Below are 18244 nucleotides of genomic sequence, written 5' to 3' on the forward strand. Positions count from 1 at the left end.
TTGTTAGAAAAGAAAAACGTATCAGAAATGATGCGTTTTTTTATTTATTTTTCATAGTTTAGTGACATCGTAAAATCGTAACTTTAGGTTATAAATAATACGTATAATTAAATATTTCAAGAAAAATCTTAACAAAATTTTGTATGTTACAGTTTTTTTTTAAATTTAAACATTGGATTGGTAAGTTATTTGATGAAGATAAAACCAATTCACACCAAAATCTAAAATCTCAAAATAATAATAATATGGCAATGTTTAATTATGGTGTTGGCGGCAACGAGGTAAAAGTAGACGCTAATGAAGCTATTCAGGAAATACAGGAGAATAAGTCGCTGATTGTGAGTCAGCTTACAACCGACGAATCTTACGTACCTGAAATTGTAACAGGATTAAAGACTGTGGATGATGTCTTCAAACATTTCCAACCTTCTGTTTCTGTACAGCACGAAACACAGGACGGCAGTGTGGTAGAAGAAGAATTCCGTTTTCAAAATCTTGCGGACTTCACTCCCAAAAATCTTACTCAGAAATCAAATTACTTACAAGAACTTAGCATGGAACAGGAGCAATACAATAAAATTGTCCGTCAGCTGAAAACAAATAAGATTCTGCGTAATATGCTGGAAAACGATCAGACAAGAGCTGCGTTTGTGGAAGTATTGAAAGAAGTGGCACAAGAACTTGAAAAATAATCTAAAGACTTTACATTAATCATGGATAGCAAATTACAAGCGGCAGAAAACCAACAACAAGGTCAACAGCAACAACAGGGAGGTCAGCCGAAAGGTAACCCGATCGCCGAACTCAACAAAATTGGAGGTTTCGGATTTGTTGAATCAGTTGTGGATGGCATCGCCAACATGAACCCTACAAGAAAAGCTAGGAAAGAAATTTTCCTTACCGATAATAATAAGACAGATGAAAGAAAAGAGTTGCTTCAGAAAATTAATCTTTGGGTTAATCTTTTAGAAGGCAACGAATCTGCTGATAAAATGGCTGATACCTGCAAAACAAAAGCACTGCAGGCAGACCAGAGTTTAAAAACAAACTTAAAAAATACGCTGGACGCAGTTCGTCAACTGGAAGTAAACTACAGAACAGTCGCTCAGTTTTACAAAAATACAGAACTTGACAAAGTTGACAACGTAAGCATCGTTAATGCAACTTTAGAGCAGGTTTCAGATCTTGATAATCCGCTATTTATTGATGCGGTTTCCGAAGAATTTAAGAATTATTATGACCGTTTGGATCTTAGAGATAACTATTCTATTTTGGCGATCCCGGGATATTTAGGATCAAATAAAGTGATCGAAAAATGGGCAAAGATCTGTAATGAAAACAAAGTAATGTTGGTTACGGATTTTGCTAATCTTGATAAGCCGGATGATGTGGTAGATTTATTCCATTCTGCGAATCTTACAGGGGGTGAATTACACAGAAGTAACGTAATTATGACGTGTAACTGGCTTGTGGGCCGTGGAAGAGCTGAAGAAGTAGGTGAAGAGGAAAATGTAGAGCTTCCGCCGTCAACTTCATTGGCAGGAAAAATCCATAAAACATTGATGTCTCAGGTTGCTGCCGGTAAAAAACACGGTAACATTAACGAGGTTGATGCTGTAAAATTCGAATTGAAGAAAAGTGAAATTTCTCAGCTTGAAAAAATGGGATTGGTTCCTATGGTTAACGAATATGGTAAGATCATGGCTTTCTCTGCAAAAACATTGTTTACAGGAGATAACATCGGACTTCAAACATATTCTGTTGTTCGTGTATTCGATTATGTAACTAAAGTTTTATTGGATTTCTTAAACAGAAGAGCCTTCGAAAACTGGAATTCTAAAAATGAAGATGATCTTAGAAGACAGATCGTTACATTCTTAGACGGTATCAAAGGTGCTGATAAATTGATCGAGAAGTTCAAGATCGTGCGTTTTGAGCAGGACAAAGTAAACAAAGACAGAGTATGGCTTGATATTCGTTTAACACCTTATTTTCCTACAAAAAGTTTCGTTATTAAATTAGACGGACACAAAGGAGATGATGGTAACGAATGGGAATCTCAATATACTCAGGACTAGACTAAATCAAATTTCTATACTAAAAAACCGATGCATTTTTTACATCGGTTTTTTTCTACCAAATCACAAAATAAATAATATGAAAGGCAGGTCAATCTATCTTTTGCCGATTTTTCTTATGGTTTTTGCAATAAGCTGTGAAGATAAAAAACTTCAGGGTCCGGAGCATACAATAGATCTTTTTAAAGACCAGCGCCAGGAAGGCAAAGCGTATGTAATGAGCGCAGAGGAATCCAGCCAGGCGAGTGCTATGGTGATTGCGAGCTCAAATGTAAAGCTTGTTGATAGCTATTCCGGACGTGGAAGACCTATTTTTATTTATAAAGTTAATTCCGGGGAAGTCATAAAAACAACAAGAGACTCCATAGTGAGCTTTCCTTTTCAGTTTCTTTCCAATCAAAAACTGGATTTGAAAAAAGATGCGATGTATGTTTATCTTCAAAAGCTTGAAGGCTACCGTTTTATCGCAAAAGATAAAAATCTTAGATATCAATGGTTAAAAGATGCTCCGGTTTATTCCGTAAAAGCTGATCAATAAAATTTTATCTTTGCAAATATTAAAAGATGCTTATAAGCTCTGTGTGAAGAAAAGTAGATTTTGAATTATAGATTTTAAATTTTGAATGTTTAATATTTAATATTCATCATTTATCAATTATAATTTATCAATTATTTTTTGTGTCATGCTGAGTGGAGTCGAAGCATCTAACAATAATGAAGAAGAAAACCTTTGGAAAAAATAGAAAACTCAAACTTCAAGCATATTGGCACCAAACTCTTGGCTTGGTACAAACAAAACGCTAGGGATTTACCTTTCAGACAGACAAAAGATCCTTATAAAATCTGGATCTGTGAGATTGTTTTTCAGCAGACAAGGATCAATCAGGGACTTAATCATTACAACAATTTCATCAAACGATTTCCGGATGTGGAAACTTTGGCCAATGCTGAAGAAGATGAGGTTTTGCTCTATTGGAAAGGGCTGGGATATTATTCCAGGGCGATAAATATCCATAAAGCAGCACAACAAATCATGATTGATTATCAAGGAACTTTTCCTCCTGATTATGATGAAATTTTAAAACTGAAAGGTGTAGGGAAATATACTGCCGCTGCGGTTTCAAGCATCTGTTTTAATGGAAAAATGCCTGCAGTTGACGGAAACTTTTACAGAGTTTTAAGCCGAGTTTTTGCGGATGATTTTGATATCTCTAATTCCAGAGCTTTTAATTATTTTTCTGAATTGGCAACTCTAGTTTTGCCCGAAAATGTGGGCGATTTCAACCAGGCGATGATGGATTTAGGTTCCGAAATCTGCAGACCTAGAAACCCATTTTGTGGAGAATGTCCTTTAAATGAAGAGTGTTTAGCTTTTTCATTAAATAAAATCTCTGAATTTCCTGTTAAGACGAAAAAAGTTAAAGCGGAAGATTTAGGTTTGAAATATTATTTCGTTCACAGAAACGGACAGTTTTTAATTCAACAAAGAAAAGATGATTTCATCTGGAAGAAGTTATTTGAATTTCCACTTGAGATTTCGCAAGAATTAATGCCTTTCATTAAAAGTGCGAAAACAGTCAATCATAAACTGACACACAAGAATTTAAGCATAGAAATTTTTAACGTAGAAGTAGATTCTGATGCTGTTTGGACAGATTTTATTGGTAAAAATCAATATATCATTACAGATTTTGAAGGTTCTCATGAAAAATCCTTCCCAAAACCTTTGGAAACATATATCCAAAACTATCATACGGCGTATAGCATTCTGTGATGTCATTGCGAGAAGCGAAGCGACGAAGCAATCTCTAAAAAGTAACTTGAGATTCTTTCACTACACTTCGTTCTGTTCATAATGACAGTAACGAATTTAAAAACTACTTTGCTAAGTCAAACACCATTGCGACCTTAAAAACCGTTATTAGTTAAAAAAATCTTAGCGCCTTTTGTATTAAAAACAAATAAAAATAATAATTAAATAAAATTCAAATCCAAAACTCATTGAAATCCTGAAATTTGTCTTCCTATATCTGAAATCTAATTTGTACTTTTGCAAAATGATTAAAAAAGTCATTTTTATATTTGCTTCATTGCTTTTAATATCATGTGGAAAAGATCCTGTTCTAAAACCCTATGGCGAACTGAGATTAGAATACCCCACACCAAAATATCAGAAATTTGAAAACAACTGTGCTTACACATTTGAATACTCAGATTTTGCAAAAATCACCGATGCCAAAAAAACATGTTGGTATTATTTGAATTATCCTAAAATGAAGGCAAAACTGTTCGTGACCTATTATCCGATTCAGAATGACTTTGCTGAACACATCAAAGAAGCTGAAAAAATGGTGTATGAACATACCATTAAAGCTAGTTCAATAGACACAAAATCTTTCGAATATCCTGAAAAAAAGGTATACGGAAATTTCTATGAGTTAAAAGGACAGAGTGCTTCAAATCTTCAATTTTACATTACAGACAGCACAAAACACTTTGTGACTGCTTATTTATACTTTAATACAAGACCGAAACCGGATTCATTGGCTCCTGCTGTGGATTATATCAAAAAAGATATGAAACATCTGCTGGATACTTTTGAATGGAAAAAATAATTACTTTAAAAAATACATTGAAAAATATATGAAACTTTTAGTTGTTGGAAGCGTTGCGTTTGATGCAATCGAAACACCATTTGGTAAAACAGATAAAATTTTAGGAGGTGCTGCCACTTATATCGGGATCACTTCATCTATTTTGGGCGTAAAATCCGGAATTGTTTCTGTAGTAGGAGGAGATTTCCCGCAAGAACACCTTGACATGTTTACAAAAAGAGGCATCAATATCGAGGGACTTGAAATCGTAAAAGAAGGAAAAACATTTTTCTGGTCAGGAAAATACCATAATGATCTGAATACAAGAGATACTTTAGCGACTGAAGTAAACGTTTTGGAGAATTTTGATCCAAAAATTCCTGCTTCAATGCAAGATTCTGAGATCTTATTACTTGGAAACCTTCACCCTGGTGTTCAGTTGTCTGTTCTTGAAAAAATGAACCAACGTCCTAAATTGGTTATTTTAGATACAATGAATTTCTGGATGGATTCTGCTTTGGATATCTTAATGGAAATGATCTCTAAAACCGATGTAATCACGATTAATGATGAGGAAGCAAGACAACTTTCAGGAGAATATTCTCTTGTAAAAGCTGCTAAAAAGATCCACACAATGGGTCCAAAATATGTTATCATTAAAAAAGGGGAACACGGAGCTTTACTTTTCCATGATGGTAAAGTGTTTGCGATTCCGGCTCTTCCGTTAGAAGATGTGTTCGATCCAACCGGAGCAGGAGATACTTTTGCAGGAGGTTTTGCAGCATATTTAGCTAAAAAAGGAAAGATAGATTTTGAAACAATGAAGTCTGCTTTGATCGTTGGTTCTGCAATGGCATCGTTCACAGTTGAAAAATTCGGAACGGAGAGAATCGAGGAAGTAACCGAAGCTGATATGTTCAGTAGATTAAGACAATTCAAGGAATTGACGACATTTGATGTAGAAGTACAATAAATACGTCTTTTTAAGAAATATTTATAATAAAAAATTTAGCATAATTCATTAAGAATTCTAAATTTGCAACTTGTTTAAAATAGTAAAATGACAAATAAACTAAAGATCACTTTTCTTTTTGGAATTTTCATGATTTTGTTCTCAGCAAATATGATGAAAGCTCAACTAAAACCTGGAGAACTAGTGGATGGTATTGCTGCGGTAATTGGAGATGAAATTGTTCTGGAATCTGATGTGAGCGAACAAATGAATTATGCCAAACAGCAGGGAGCTTCTAATACAGATAAATGTGAGTTTTTGGAGAACTTGATTAATAATAAACTTCTTGTTTACGAAGCAAAAAAAGATACTTTAATTGAAAACCGTTCTGCTGCGATCAAAGAACAGGCAAATGGGAAATATGCTCAGCTACTTTCTCAGTTTCCGGATGAAAAGACGATGTTGGCAGCTTATAAATTTAGAACGGGATACGAAATGAAGAATGCTATCGAAAAGATCGATACAGACACCTATTACGGTCAGGCAAAATACCAAAGAATTACAGAGAAAGCAGACGTTACTCCTAACGAAGTTACCGATTTCTTTAATCTTTATAAAATGCAGTTACCGGAGATCAAAGACGAAGTTTCTCTGGCTCAGATTGTTATGAATCCTAAATTGACGGAAGCTCACAAGCAGGAAATTATTGCTAGACTTAACAAAATTAAAAAGGATATTGCAGGAGGAGAAAGTTTTGAAAGTCAGGCAAGAATTTATTCTGAAGATCCGGGTTCTGCGCCGAATGGAGGTTTGATGAAGAATATTTCAAAAGGACAGATGGTAAAGCCATTCGAAGCTGCTGCTTTGAACCTTCAGGAGGGAGAAATCTCAGATCCTATTGAATCTGAATTTGGATATCACATCATTCAGTTGGTGAGAAAAGCCGGAAAAGTATACGATGCAAGACACATTCTTTTGATGGCAACGCCTACTGAAGACGAAATTAAAACGGCTAAAGTAAAGTTAGACAGCATCAGAACGCTGATCATCGATGGTAAAACGACATTTAAAGATGCTTCATTCAAATTTTCTGATGATAAAAGAACTAAATTTAATGCAGGGATAATTCCCGGAGCAGATGGTTCAAACAAAATTGAAAGAGAAAGTATTCCCGGATCAATCAGCTACGAATTGGCAGGTTTAAATAAAGGAGATATTACAAGTGCTTTTGATGATGAAGATGAAAGAAAGAGAAAGGTTGTAAAGATCGTAAAAATGGAAGATGTAATTCCTGCTCACAAAATTACAATGGAGACGGATTACGACAGAATAAAGCAGATGGCTCTTAATAAAAAGAAAAATGAAATGATTGAGAAGTTTGTAAATTCAAAATTACCGACCACATTCATATCAATAGATGGCCGTTATGATTCTTGTAACTTCAAAGGAAACTGGAAGAAAGAATCTCTTAAAAAATAAGATCAAAACCTTCAGAATTTCTGGAGGTTTTTTTTGTGCCTAAAAGTCCCGTAAAACCTTTGTTTTTATTATTTTTACAGCATGAGCAATTTTATAGATTTTAATTCAGCTAAAAAACTTCACGAGATGCAGCAAAGTCAAAATAGAATTACAGAACTATTTAATATAAAATACCCTATTATTCAGGCTGGGATGATCTGGCATTCCGGATGGAAATTGGCTTCTGCGGTTTCTAATTGTGGCGGATTAGGTTTAATTGGCGCAGGAAGTATGTATCCTGACATTTTAAGAGAGAACATTCAAAAATGCAAACAAGCTACAGATAAACCTTTTGGAGTGAATGTACCTATGCTATATCCGAATTTGGATGAAGTGATTCAAATCATTCTGGAAGAAGGCGTAAAAATCGTTTTTACCTCTGCCGGAAATCCAAAAACATATACAGAAACTCTTCAAAAAGAAGGATTGAAAGTTGCTCACGTGGTTTCTTCCACAAAATTTGCAGTAAAATGCGAAGATGCAGGTGTTGACGTGATCGTAGCAGAAGGTTTTGAAGCCGGCGGACACAACGGAAGAGATGAAACAACAACCTTTTGTTTAATTCCAAATGTTAAGCAACATATTTCTAAACCATTGATTGCAGCGGGTGGAATTGCGTTAGGCTCACAAATGAAAGCTGCCATGATTCTTGGCGCAGACGGAGTTCAGATTGGATCTCGTTTTGCCGCAACCATTGAAGCCAGCGCACACGAAAACTGGAAAAAGAAAATCACAGAACTTAATGAAGGCGACACTCATCTTACTTTAAAAGAATTGGCACCCGTAAGAATGGTCAAAAATAAGTTCTTTAATGAATTGGAGGGTATTTACCAGACAGGAAGAAATACGGAGGCTTTGGTTGCTTCTTTAGGCCGTGCAAGAGCCAAGCGTGGAATGTTTGAAGGCGATATGGAAGATGGAGAATTAGAAATTGGCCAGGTTTCAGCATTGATTCATGATATTTTACCGGTAGAAACTGTTTTCAGTAATTTGTTGAGAGAATTTGAAGAGGCAAAAGCGCCTAGTTTTTAATTAAAGTTTAAATTGATGACAGGGAGGATTATAGATGTACAGGGTAAAAAACTTTATATAGAATATGATAATTCGTTTAAAAATAAACCTACAATCGTCTTTTTGCACGATTCTTTAGGCTGTACACAACTTTGGCGGGATTTTCCGGCTAAACTTTCAGAAGCTACTCAATGTAATGTTTTAGTGTATGATCGTTTGGGGTATGGTAAATCTTTTCCTATGCTTTCTCATGAAAGGGAAAACAATTACATGGAGCTCGAAGCAGATCTGCTAAGCGATTTATTAAAAGAATTAAGCATAGACAATGCAGTTCTTTTTGGTCATAGCGATGGCGGTACAATTGCTTTAATTGCCGCTTCCAAATATCCTCAAAGCGTAAAAGCTGTAATTTGTGAAGCCGGACATATTTTCGTGGAAGACATTACGGTTAAAGGAGTTTCTGATGCTTTTGAAGCATGTAAAACAAACGATTTACCGGAACGTTTAGCAAAATATCACGGTGATAAAGTTCCGATGATCGTTAAAGCTTGGACTGAAATCTGGTTAAGCGATAGGTTCAAAAGCTGGAATATTGAATATCTTTTAAAAAATATCACAAGTCCATTACTTTTTATTCAGGGAGAAACTGATGAATATGGAACGTTGGATCAGGTTGAAAAAACGGTCAGTCAGGTGAGTGGAAGTTCAGAAAAATATATTATTCCGAATGTTGGGCACACGCCACACAAAGAAGTTCCTGATTTAGTTTTAAATAAATCGATTGAATTTATCAATAAAATATTGTAAAATTAAGATTATTATACAGTGATTTTATCAATAGGAGCGGACTTTAGTCCGCTTTTCAATTTTAATCTGTTCACTCGGCTTTAGCCAAAACTTATAAAAGACTAATTTCAATCTCAATATTTTCTCTCGCCTGAACTTCATATTTTTCTTTAAGATAATCTGTTTTGAAAATATTTTCCAATGATGAAAAATGCTGAAGAACTTTTTTTCTCCCAGGTTTGTAAAGAAAATCAGGATAAATGGAATACTCTTTTCTTATCTTTTTTGTATAATCAAGATAGGTTTCAACATCTTTTCCAAGAATTAAAAGATCTGCATCCAAAAGATAATTGGTGTCTTGATCATCAGATTTTTGGTGTGCTTTTGTAGCAATAATTTGGTTGAAAATTTTATTAATTGATTCTTTATTAATATTCAGTTTTTCAAGTCTTGTTTTCGCAAACTCTGCACTTTTTTCTTCATTGGATTTTGAAGATGCATCATAAATTACATCATGATAAAAAACTGAAAAAGAAATAATATTAAAGTCTGAAATCTTATCTTTTACAAATTCAAGTTCAGAAAACATGTTTTGGAGGTGTTCAAAATTATGATAATGTCTGCCTTTTTCAGAATATTTCTTTTCAATTTCCAACCATAGGTTTTCAATCAAATCTTGATCTTGGGTAAATTGCAAACAAAGCTGATTGAATCTGTCTTTAAGTCTCATCACAAAATATTTTAAATAAAAAAGGAACTTAAAAAGTTCCTTGATTTGCTTCGATAGTTGCCTTTAGGTCTGCCCAGCCACCGCCGTTGTAACCGTCTTTCAAGCCTTGAGAATTAAGATATTCCAATGCTTTTCCGCTTCTGTTTCCGCTTCTGCAGAAGATGATCACAGGCTTTTCAATAGATAAAAATTCTTCTTTTCTATCTTCTACTTCACCTAACGGGATATTTTTTGCACCTTCTATATTGCCGTCCATTTCCAATTCCATTGGTTCACGAACGTCGATTAATTCATAGTTTCCTGATTTTAATACTTCTGTTAAAGACATAATTCTACTTGTATTTAGAGTTAAAATATAGACAATCGATCAATGAAATAAATTGTTGTTTTAATTCATTATTCAAAGCCTAAACAAATTTATAAAATAATCTTAGTTTTGCAATGTAAAAATCATGAATTCGAATGCCAAAAAATATTCACAATTAATTAAATCCAAAGCCGAGCGTTTTGGGTTTCAAAGTTGTGGTATTTCGAAGGCAGATTTTTTAGAAGAAGATGCCAGAAATCTCGAAAAATGGTTGAAGAATAATTTTCATGGTGAAATGAAGTACATGGAAAATTATTTTGATAAAAGGCTTGATCCAAGATTATTGGTTGAGGGCTCAAAATCTGTGATTTCACTTTCTTATAACTATTTCCCAAAAGAAAAAATTTCAACATTAGAGAACTATAAAATCTCGAAATATGCTTATGCAGAGGACTATCATGAAGTTGTAAAAGAAATTCTCCGTGAAATGGTTGATGAATTAAGAGAAGAAATAGGAGATTTTGATTGCAGGGTTTTTGTAGATTCGGCGCCGGTTTTGGAAAGAAGTTGGGCCAGAAAATCCGGAATCGGATGGGTAGGAAAGAATGCAAATCTGATTACCAAACAAAACGGTTCCTTTTATTTTTTAGCAGAAATTATTTGTGATCTAGAATTAATTCCCGATCATGAAACGACGGATCACTGCGGAACGTGCAGAAAATGTATTGATGCATGTCCGACAGATGCTATTGTTTCTGAAAAGCTGATCGATGGAAGTAAATGTATTTCCTATGCAACCATTGAATTAAAAAGTGAAATTCCCGATTCTTTTAAAGATAAAATGGAAGACTGGATGTTTGGCTGCGATATCTGTCAGGATGTTTGTCCGTGGAATCGATTTTCAGCGCCTAATCTCCAAACCAGATTTGCACCGAATGATGCGCTCAAAAATTTCAAAAAAGGGGAATGGAAAGAGCTTACGCAGGAATTATTCTCAGAAATTTTCAGAAAATCTCCTGTAAAGAGAACAAAATTTGCAGGTTTGAAAAGGAATATTGAGTTTTTAGAAGGATCTTCCGAGTAATTTTAGGTCAATTTTTTGGTGATAAATCCTTGTCTGGAATTTTTCGGTTCCAAAATTAAAGCGGTTAATCGACCATTCCTTAGAATTTCTGCTTCAAGGAGGTTAAGATTATTTAAGTAAAAATTGTTTAAAAGTCTTTTCCTAAAAAGAAAAAATGACTTTCAAAAAGATAAAATCTCTTAGAAAATCAACGTTTTTTTTGTACTCTTTTTGGAGCAGTTTTTACTCTTACTTTAAATCTTTTCTGAGATTTGATGTTTTTACGCATATTTGTGTATATTTCGTAACTAAATTTAATCATTTTTCCGATTAAAACAAATACTTTTACGAAAAATTATTAATTAAATTTTATTCAAATACATGAGTGTGAAGATGGTATTAATGTCTATCCTTAAAATTCTAGGTGTCATTGTAGGAATTATTGTTCTGTATGGTCTAATGGCTTATTTGCTGCCGTTTATCAAGATCTCAGCAAAGGATGACGGTGAGAAAAAAGAAATTCCTATTTATATTTACACGAACGGAGTACATACCGATATTGTAATGCCTGTGAAAAACGATATGCAGGATTGGAGCACAAAAATTCCTTTTACCAATACAAAATCAAAGCGAACGGATTACAATTATGTTGGTATCGGCTGGGGCGATAAAGGGTTTTATCTGGATACTCCGACTTGGGCTGATCTGAAATTTTCAACGGCTTTTAAAGCGGCATTTTGGTTAAGCGAATCTGCAATGCACTGTACATACTACAAAACAATGAAAGAAGGGGATGATTGCAAAATGATCATGATCAGCAGATCACAGTACAAAGATCTTACAAAGTTTGTTGAGGATAAATTTGATAAAGATCAAAACGGAAATTTTATTTTGATTCCTACCAATGCGGTCTACAGTGATAATGATGCTTTTTATGATGCTCAGGGAAATTACAGTTTTCTCTACACTTGTAATACCTGGTCTAATGATGCCTTAAAAGCTGCCGGACAAAAAGCTGCATTCTGGACGCCTACAGATTCCGGGATTTTTCAACATTATAAATAATTAAAAATTTTAGTCCAAAACCTGGAGTCTATTATCTGATATCTAAATATTATTTTTAATCATTTTTCCTAATTTCTCAAGATCACTTTCCACGCGGTCGGTCCATTCCAGACCGTAATTTAAACGCATGCAATTATTATATTGATTGTGTTGAGAAAACATTCTACCGGGAGCAAAGCTTATTTTTTTACTGATAGCTTCATCATACAAATCTTCTGTGCAGATTCTTTTGTCGAGTTCAAGCCAGAGCATAAAACCGCCTTTAGGCTCAGAAACTTTGGTATTATCAGGAAAATAGTTAGCCACTGCTTTTTGAATTTGAAGATAATTTGAATACAATTTATTTCTAAACATTCTCAAGTGATGATCATATCTTCCATATTCAAGAAAATCAGCAATAACATCAGAATAAAATGATGGACTGCATACGGTCTGAACCAGTTTTTGGCGAATAATTTTATCTTTAAACTGCCCTGGAGCCACCCAGCCGACACGATATCCCGGTGCCAATGCTTTGGAAACAGAACCTACCCACATCACAAGACCCGCTTCATCGTAATATTTACAGGGTTTTGGCCTTTCTGAGCCAAAATATAAATTCCCGTAAATATCATCTTCTATTAAAGGAACATTGTATTCGGTGATAAGCTTTACCAGTTGTTTTTTATTTTCATCAGACATTTGAAAGCCTAATGGATTGTTAAAATTAGTCACGAAACAACAGGCTGATATTTTGGGTAAAACCTTTTTCAAAGCATCTAAATCTAAACCATCAATTGGATGAGTCGGAATTTCCACGGCTTTTAAACCTAATAGATGAATGGACTGTAGTATGCCAAAATATACAGGACTTTCAACAGCAACGGAATCTCCGGGTTTTGTAACTGCCATAAGACAGTGATAAATGGCATTCATTGCACCCGAAGTGATTACAAGATCATTTTCAGTTATTTTTCCTTCAAGAATCAACGACCATTTTGCGATTTCTCGACGCAGATGCTCGTTACCTTGTACGGGTTCATAGTTGGTACCGCTGTCATTTTTAGCCTTCACAACATTCAGCATCGATTTTTTCAATTTTGCTAAAGGAAGAAAACTTTTTCCGGGAATTCCCAACGCAAATTGAGTGAGATCCGGATGAGAAATGGTTCCAAAAACCTTATCTATCAAATCCTGAGGTGGTTTTTCTAATCCTGATTCTTTAATTTTTATGACGGAAGGAAGTGCCAATTTCCGTTTTGAGGTCTGGCTTACAAAATATCCGAATTTTGGTCTGGATTCAACAAGAGAACGGCTTTCCAATTCCATATACGCAAGCTTGATGGTGTTCAAACTTACATTATATAATTTCTGGGCACTACGAAGAGAAGGTAATCTGTCGCCAAATTGCAGGGTTTCACTCTGTATCTGTTCGGTAATTATTTTTGCTATTTTAAGATATAGAACATCTTTAGCCATAAAAAAGGGAGTTTTTTAAGTAAATATATGGAATTATTGATCTTTTTTCTCAAATATTTAACCAGTTTATCATTCTTTCAATAGTGGTTTTCAATTGTAAAGGATCACGATAATTACCAGAATTATTTCTTTTAAAATATCTGCTGGCTTGAAAAATGAATTTCTCTTTTTCTTCTGTATTCAGATCTGATTTTTCATAAATAACAAAATCGTTTTGTCCCTTCTTGTTGATGATAAGACTTGCAAACGCTATGATGTTACCATTCTTTTTAACCATTAGAAACGGAATGCCAAAATTATCAGTCACTGTTTTTGCGTTGGAAGTCTGAAGAAAAATTTTCTTTAATTCTACCATATCTCTAATATAAACTTCAGAGATTTGAAGGTGTTTTTGAAGCTGAACGGTCGTTTCCATAATACTTTGCTTTATATATTACAAAATTATGGAGTCTTTAATTATGGTTACAGATACAGAAGTCTATATTATTGTGGGTACAGAATTTTGTTTAAACATTATATCTAAAACAAAATAATAACCTCTAAAATTTGATTGTTTTAAAGGTTATTAATGGTGAAAGATTATTTTTAATGTAATAAATCTAATTCGTAAATCTGGGAAGGTGCATCAAATAGCTCAGAAACAGAATCTTTAACAAATATAAATCCATTATCCTTAAAAAATTGAAGGTGAGGATTATTTTGATCAATATTGATCCAGATGCTGTCTGTAAATTTGATGGCGGATTTTACTTTATTCCAAAGGGAAGGTCTGACTTCCGAATCGTATTCCGGAAGTATACCAAATTCCATCAATTCTGTCATTTTTTTGCCTTCAGATGAGTCGGAATAACTCGAACCGCTTTTAAATAAGCAATATCCTGCAGGCTGATCGTCTACAAAAACCATAATAAGCTGATTAGAAAGATCATTCAAAATATTGATCATTTTTCTATGATCCAAATGTTCTTTGATATAATTTTCTATGGTGTCAAGCGGAATATGTTCTTTATAAATATGTCTGATAACGGCTTTTTTTACATCAAAAAGATCGTCAACTCCTTTGTCGGATCCTACTGCGAATTTTGAAACTATCTCCATTGGATTCTTTTTTATTCGAAGGTAAGGGATTTTTTAACTTAAAAATAGATACAGTTTTATAAAATAGAATCGGTACAGTTGTTAATTTTGTAATTTTGTTAAGAACAGTTAGATTTAAAACCTATGCAGGCTTACAAATATGAAATATTTACTTCCATAATCGAAGACCAGATAAAAAGTGGAGCGGTGAAAACGGGAAACCGTTTGCCTTCGGTTAGAGAGATCAAAGAAAAATACAAATTAAGTATAAGTTCGGTTCAGAGTGGGTATGATTATCTTGTGATGAAAGGTTTGGTTGAAAATATTCCTCGTTCCGGCTATTTTGTAGCTTTTAATTCAAAAGAGAATATTCCTGAAAGATCATTAAAATCGCTGCCGATTATAAAGAATACAAAATTTAATAAAAATCTGCAACTGACTTCTATCAGAAATAAACATGTTGAACATGGTTCGTTTAATGTTACGGCACCTACAGACCTATTGATTCCTCAAAAATTGATCCTAAGAAAAATGCAGGAAGTAATCCGTGAAAAAGGTGCATCACTTCTCCGTTACTATCCACTGAACGGTTCGCAATTGCTGAGAGAGCAGATTTCAGGTCGGGCTGCTAGATACGGCTGTAAGCTCAATGCAGAAGAATTGATCATCACAGATGGGGCTTTGCAGGCGCTTTACATTGCGTTGGCATCTGTAACAAAAGCAGGAGATGTGATTGCGGTTGAAAGCCCTTGTGTGTTTTCTGTTTTGGAGGTGATTTCTAATTTGAAGCTTAAAGCAATAGAAATTCCGGTGCATTATAAAGAGGGGTTTGATTTACCATATTTAAGAAAAATTTGTAATGAAAATAATATCCGGGCAGTGATTGTAACCCCGAATTTTCATAATCCCACAGGAATTTTGATGACGGATGATGCTAAAAAAGAGCTGTTGTCAATTGCTGAAATTCATCAGATCCCAATCATTGAGAATGATATTTACGGAGATCTTTATTTTGGTAGAGAACGATCTTCCAACATTCGGAATTTTGATGAAAGCGGTTTGGTGATGACATTTTCTTCATTTTCAAAAACTCTGGCACCGGGGATCCGCCTCGGATGGCTTAATCCGGGCAAATTTTATGCTGAAACTGAAAGGTTAAAATTTTCTCTCGGCAGATCTGTTGCACCAATTTATCAGGAATTAATGATAAAACTTTTGGAAAGTAGCAGTTATGACAGGCATTTGCGCACATTTCGAAAACAATTGGAAAAACAAGCGATAGAATTATTAGATGTTTTAAGAAAATTTTTTCCTGAAAATTCCTATTTTCACAGACCTCAGGGCGGGTACAGTATTTGGGGTGAGTTGCCAGAAAATGTTGATATGGAAGCTTTTTATCAGTATTGTGAAAGTCAGAAGATTTTATTTACTCCAGGATATACTTTTTCGTTTACAGAGGAGTATAAATATCATTTTCGGGCGGTATTTGCTGATCGTATAACTTCGGAAAGTATTTTTTCTTTGAAAAATCTTGGTGAAAAAGTTCAGGAGTTTTTAAATTAAATTCTTTCAATAATATTTAAAAAAATAAAAACCTCTGAAATCATTGATTTTAGAGGTTTTAGTACCCAATACCGAAGAAATATCGAAACATTTGGTGGAAGATTTAGAAAGAATTTCGCAGTTATCAGATGTGAAATATTAAACTTTATAGATGCTTTAGATTAAAAATGAAAAACCATTTAATCGTATATTTTAGAATTGTTCTTATGATATTTTCATTTTCTTTGCCATTTATTTTCACTAAAGGAGCATATGAAAATATGATTTCAAAAGGTCATTACTTGTGGTTTATCTATTTTATTTTAATTTTTCTTTGGACAATTTATTTTTTAGTGAAAACTAATTATTACGAATTGGTCAATGCAAAAATTACACTTTATAGTTTTATATTTGTTCTATACCTAAATTTGGGTATTATGCGCGATTTTAAGACGATAACAAATCTCAAAAAACGATGGATAAATCTACATTATTTAGCTTTCTCTATTTTATTCCTTAGAAAAATAAAAGTTTAAACAGGTTTAATATTAATAAGAATACTTAACAATAAAATTTTTGCTCGGCACAATCATTGCATTTTCTTACAAAACGTAAGACAATGAAAGCAATTTGGAACGGTGCCATTGGCTTTGGATTAGTCAATATTCCTATTAAAATTTATTCTGCCACAGAAACCAGTAAATTGGATTTGGATATGCTCGATAAATCCGATTTTTCGAACATTAAATTCAAAAGAGTCAACGAAAAAACAGGCAAAGAAGTTAAGTGGGCAAACATTGTGAAAGGCTATCTCATGGAAGATAAATACATCGTTTTGGATGAATAAGACTATGAAGCTGCAAGTCCTGAGAAATCAAAAATTCTTTCCATAGAACATTTCGTAAAAGAAGTTGAAGTTGACAGTGTCTATTTTGAAAATCCTTATTTTCTCGAACCACAAAAGAATGGAGAAAACGCGTATCGACTTCTATTAAAAGCCTTATCGGAAACAAAAATGGTTGGCGTTGGAACTTTCGTTCTCCGTGAAAGTGAAGCGATTGGAATGATTCGACCATATAATGATGATGTTTTAGTGTTGAACAGATTACGGTTTGCTCAGGAAATCCGAGATTACAAAGATTTAAAAATTCCTGCTAAAAAAGCTCCGAAACCTGCCGAACTCAAAATGGCGAAAAGTCTTATCCAACAGTTATCTGAAAAGTTTGATCCGACCGTTTACAAAAACACCTATTCCGAAGAATTACTGAAGATCATTAAGAAAAAAGCAAAAGGTAAAACCGTAAAAATTAAAAAGTCAGAACCTGCAAAACAGGGCAAAGTGATTGATTTAATGGCTCAGTTAAAAGCCAGTTTACAAAGTCCAAAATCTAAAGATGCATCATAATGGCTCTCAAAGATTACAACGAAAAACGGAAATTCGACGAAACAAGCGAACCGAAAGGAAAAGCAAAAAAAAGTAAAGACAAACTTATTTTTGTAATTCAGAGGCATGCTGCGTCGCGTTTACACTATGATTTTAGATTAGAAATGGAAGGCGTTTTGAAAAGTTGGGCAGTTCCGAAAGGTCCGTCTTTAGATCCAAAAGACAAACGCTTGGCGATGGAAGTTGAAGACCATCCGTACGACTATAAAGATTTTGAGGGAAATATTCCCGAAGGAAATTACGGAGCCGGACAAGTTGAAGTCTGGGACAGCGGAACCTACGAACCTTTGGATAATACAAGCAAACTTTCGAACGAAAAAGAATTATTGAAAGAATTAAAAACAGGTTCGTTAAAATTCATTTTACATGGCAAAAAGCTGAAAGGTGAATTTGCTTTAGTTAAAATGAAAAACGCAGAAAACAACGCTTGGTTATTAATTAAACATAAAGATGATTTTGCAGAAGAAAATTATGACGCCGAAGAAAATACAGCCAAAAATTCTCAGGTAACGAAATTTTTAGAGGAAAAAAAAAGCCTAAAAAACAGCAAAAAGAAGTCATAACTTCTGAAACAAAACCTAAATTTCAACGATTTAATTCTTTAGTTGACGAGAAAAAA

At 34.0% G+C, this 18244-nt stretch carries 18 protein-coding genes and 1 pseudogene; 14 read left to right on the forward strand and 5 right to left on the reverse strand.

From position 1 onward, the window contains the following. Positions 1–143: 143 nt before the first annotated feature. The 9 genes from EG348_RS13060 to EG348_RS13100 all read left to right on the forward strand — a co-directional run bounded on the left by EG348_RS13060 (position 144) and on the right by EG348_RS13100 (position 8960). Complete coding sequence (locus EG348_RS13060; protein ID WP_123983476.1) at positions 144–692, forward strand: type VI secretion system contractile sheath small subunit; 549 nt, start codon at positions 144–146, stop codon at positions 690–692. 21 nt (positions 693–713) lie between these two features. Beyond that, complete coding sequence (locus EG348_RS13065; protein ID WP_072412544.1) at positions 714–2078, forward strand: DUF5458 family protein; 1365 nt, start codon at positions 714–716, stop codon at positions 2076–2078. Positions 2079–2157: 79 nt separating this feature from the next. After that, on the forward strand, positions 2158–2616 hold the full coding sequence (locus tag EG348_RS13070; RefSeq protein ID WP_123983477.1) for a hypothetical protein: 459 nt from the start codon (positions 2158–2160) through the stop codon (positions 2614–2616). A 192-nt stretch (positions 2617–2808) separates the two neighbouring features. Then, complete coding sequence (gene mutY / locus EG348_RS13075) at positions 2809–3852, forward strand: A/G-specific adenine glycosylase (RefSeq protein WP_123983478.1); 1044 nt, start codon at positions 2809–2811, stop codon at positions 3850–3852. Positions 3853–4135: 283 nt separating this feature from the next. Further along, the gene (gene gldD / locus EG348_RS13080) at positions 4136–4693 is read left to right on the forward strand and encodes a gliding motility lipoprotein GldD (protein ID WP_123983479.1); all 558 of its coding nucleotides are present in this window, start codon (positions 4136–4138) and stop codon (positions 4691–4693) included. A 28-nt stretch (positions 4694–4721) separates the two neighbouring features. Then, the gene (locus EG348_RS13085) at positions 4722–5645 is read left to right on the forward strand and encodes a PfkB family carbohydrate kinase (protein ID WP_123983480.1); all 924 of its coding nucleotides are present in this window, start codon (positions 4722–4724) and stop codon (positions 5643–5645) included. A gap of 87 nt (positions 5646–5732) precedes the next feature. After that, entirely contained in the window at positions 5733–7103 is a 1371-nt protein-coding gene (locus EG348_RS13090; RefSeq protein WP_123983481.1) for a peptidylprolyl isomerase, read from the forward strand. Between the two features lie 81 nt (positions 7104–7184). Beyond that, positions 7185–8174, forward strand: a complete 990-nt coding sequence (locus EG348_RS13095) for an NAD(P)H-dependent flavin oxidoreductase (protein WP_228414733.1) — start codon at positions 7185–7187, stop codon at positions 8172–8174. Between the two features lie 15 nt (positions 8175–8189). After that, positions 8190–8960, forward strand: a complete 771-nt coding sequence (locus tag EG348_RS13100) for an alpha/beta fold hydrolase (RefSeq protein ID WP_123983482.1) — start codon at positions 8190–8192, stop codon at positions 8958–8960. Positions 8961–9051: 91 nt separating this feature from the next. Here EG348_RS13100 and EG348_RS13105 read toward each other — a convergent pair whose 3' ends face one another. Both EG348_RS13105 and EG348_RS13110 read right to left on the reverse strand, forming a co-directional pair. Then, positions 9052–9669: a hypothetical protein gene (locus EG348_RS13105; RefSeq protein WP_123983483.1), complete on the reverse strand. Its 618-nt coding sequence runs from the start codon at positions 9667–9669 to the stop codon at positions 9052–9054. 28 nt (positions 9670–9697) lie between these two features. Beyond that, a complete protein-coding gene (locus EG348_RS13110) occupies positions 9698–9997 on the reverse strand; it encodes a rhodanese-like domain-containing protein (RefSeq protein WP_066750942.1) in 300 nt (99 codons plus the stop codon). Positions 9998–10121: 124 nt separating this feature from the next. On the opposite strand from EG348_RS13110, the gene queG reads away from it, so the two are divergent. Together queG and EG348_RS13120 are read left to right on the forward strand one after the other, a co-directional pair. Continuing rightward, the gene (gene queG / locus EG348_RS13115; RefSeq protein ID WP_123983484.1) at positions 10122–11060 is read left to right on the forward strand and encodes a tRNA epoxyqueuosine(34) reductase QueG; all 939 of its coding nucleotides are present in this window, start codon (positions 10122–10124) and stop codon (positions 11058–11060) included. 366 nt (positions 11061–11426) lie between these two features. Further along, a complete protein-coding gene (locus EG348_RS13120) occupies positions 11427–12104 on the forward strand; it encodes a TIGR02117 family protein (protein WP_410494126.1) in 678 nt (225 codons plus the stop codon). Between the two features lie 42 nt (positions 12105–12146). On the opposite strand, the gene EG348_RS13125 is transcribed toward EG348_RS13120, so the two are convergent. The 3 genes from EG348_RS13125 to EG348_RS13135 form a co-directional block, all read right to left on the reverse strand. After that, positions 12147–13562, reverse strand: coding sequence for a PLP-dependent aminotransferase family protein (locus EG348_RS13125; RefSeq protein WP_123983486.1), 1416 nt, complete (start codon positions 13560–13562; stop codon positions 12147–12149). A 49-nt stretch (positions 13563–13611) separates the two neighbouring features. Continuing rightward, the gene (locus EG348_RS13130) at positions 13612–13977 is read right to left on the reverse strand and encodes a hypothetical protein (RefSeq protein ID WP_123983487.1); all 366 of its coding nucleotides are present in this window, start codon (positions 13975–13977) and stop codon (positions 13612–13614) included. 170 nt (positions 13978–14147) lie between these two features. Next, positions 14148–14660 (reverse strand): hypothetical protein, encoded by a 513-nt coding sequence (locus EG348_RS13135; protein WP_123983488.1) that lies wholly within the window; start codon positions 14658–14660, stop codon positions 14148–14150. A 123-nt stretch (positions 14661–14783) separates the two neighbouring features. On the opposite strand from EG348_RS13135, the gene EG348_RS13140 reads away from it, so the two are divergent. The 3 genes and pseudogenes from EG348_RS13140 (at position 14784) to EG348_RS13150 (ending at position 18188) form a co-directional block, all read left to right on the forward strand. Continuing rightward, entirely contained in the window at positions 14784–16202 is a 1419-nt protein-coding gene (locus EG348_RS13140) for a PLP-dependent aminotransferase family protein (protein ID WP_123983489.1), read from the forward strand. Between the two features lie 598 nt (positions 16203–16800). Then, positions 16801–17586 (forward strand): annotated as a pseudogene (locus EG348_RS13145) (Ku protein). Further along, positions 17586–18188 carry a DNA polymerase ligase N-terminal domain-containing protein gene (locus EG348_RS13150; RefSeq protein WP_123983490.1) on the forward strand — a complete coding sequence of 201 codons (603 nt, stop codon included), beginning with the start codon at positions 17586–17588 and terminating at the stop codon, positions 18186–18188. Before EG348_RS13145 ends, EG348_RS13150 begins: the two are co-directional and overlap by 1 nt. Positions 18189–18244: the final 56 nt, after the last annotated feature.

It is taken from the genome of Chryseobacterium sp. G0201 (genome assembly GCF_003815655.1).
GTDB lineage: Bacteria > Bacteroidota > Bacteroidia > Flavobacteriales > Weeksellaceae > Chryseobacterium.

What these genes read in the sequence shown, in the direction of transcription:
- EG348_RS13060 (WP_123983476.1), top strand. Translation starts at nt 144, where the DNA reads ATGTTACAGTTTTTTTTTAAATTTAAACATTGGATTGGTAAGTTATTT.
- EG348_RS13065 (WP_072412544.1), top strand. Translation starts at nt 714, where the DNA reads ATGGATAGCAAATTACAAGCGGCAGAAAACCAACAACAAGGTCAACAG.
- EG348_RS13070 (WP_123983477.1), top strand. Translation starts at nt 2,158, where the DNA reads ATGAAAGGCAGGTCAATCTATCTTTTGCCGATTTTTCTTATGGTTTTT.
- gldD (WP_123983479.1), top strand. Translation starts at nt 4,136, where the DNA reads ATGATTAAAAAAGTCATTTTTATATTTGCTTCATTGCTTTTAATATCA.
- EG348_RS13085 (WP_123983480.1), top strand. Translation starts at nt 4,722, where the DNA reads ATGAAACTTTTAGTTGTTGGAAGCGTTGCGTTTGATGCAATCGAAACA.
- EG348_RS13090 (WP_123983481.1), top strand. Translation starts at nt 5,733, where the DNA reads ATGACAAATAAACTAAAGATCACTTTTCTTTTTGGAATTTTCATGATT.
- EG348_RS13095 (WP_228414733.1), top strand. Translation starts at nt 7,185, where the DNA reads ATGAGCAATTTTATAGATTTTAATTCAGCTAAAAAACTTCACGAGATG.
- EG348_RS13100 (WP_123983482.1), top strand. Translation starts at nt 8,190, where the DNA reads ATGACAGGGAGGATTATAGATGTACAGGGTAAAAAACTTTATATAGAA.
- EG348_RS13105 (WP_123983483.1), bottom strand. Translation starts at nt 9,669, where the DNA reads ATGAGACTTAAAGACAGATTCAATCAGCTTTGTTTGCAATTTACCCAA.
- EG348_RS13110 (WP_066750942.1), bottom strand. Translation starts at nt 9,997, where the DNA reads ATGTCTTTAACAGAAGTATTAAAATCAGGAAACTATGAATTAATCGAC.
- queG (WP_123983484.1), top strand. Translation starts at nt 10,122, where the DNA reads ATGAATTCGAATGCCAAAAAATATTCACAATTAATTAAATCCAAAGCC.
- EG348_RS13125 (WP_123983486.1), bottom strand. Translation starts at nt 13,562, where the DNA reads ATGGCTAAAGATGTTCTATATCTTAAAATAGCAAAAATAATTACCGAA.
- EG348_RS13130 (WP_123983487.1), bottom strand. Translation starts at nt 13,977, where the DNA reads ATGGAAACGACCGTTCAGCTTCAAAAACACCTTCAAATCTCTGAAGTT.
- EG348_RS13135 (WP_123983488.1), bottom strand. Translation starts at nt 14,660, where the DNA reads ATGGAGATAGTTTCAAAATTCGCAGTAGGATCCGACAAAGGAGTTGAC.
- EG348_RS13140 (WP_123983489.1), top strand. Translation starts at nt 14,784, where the DNA reads ATGCAGGCTTACAAATATGAAATATTTACTTCCATAATCGAAGACCAG.
- EG348_RS13150 (WP_123983490.1), top strand. Translation starts at nt 17,586, where the DNA reads ATGGCTCTCAAAGATTACAACGAAAAACGGAAATTCGACGAAACAAGC.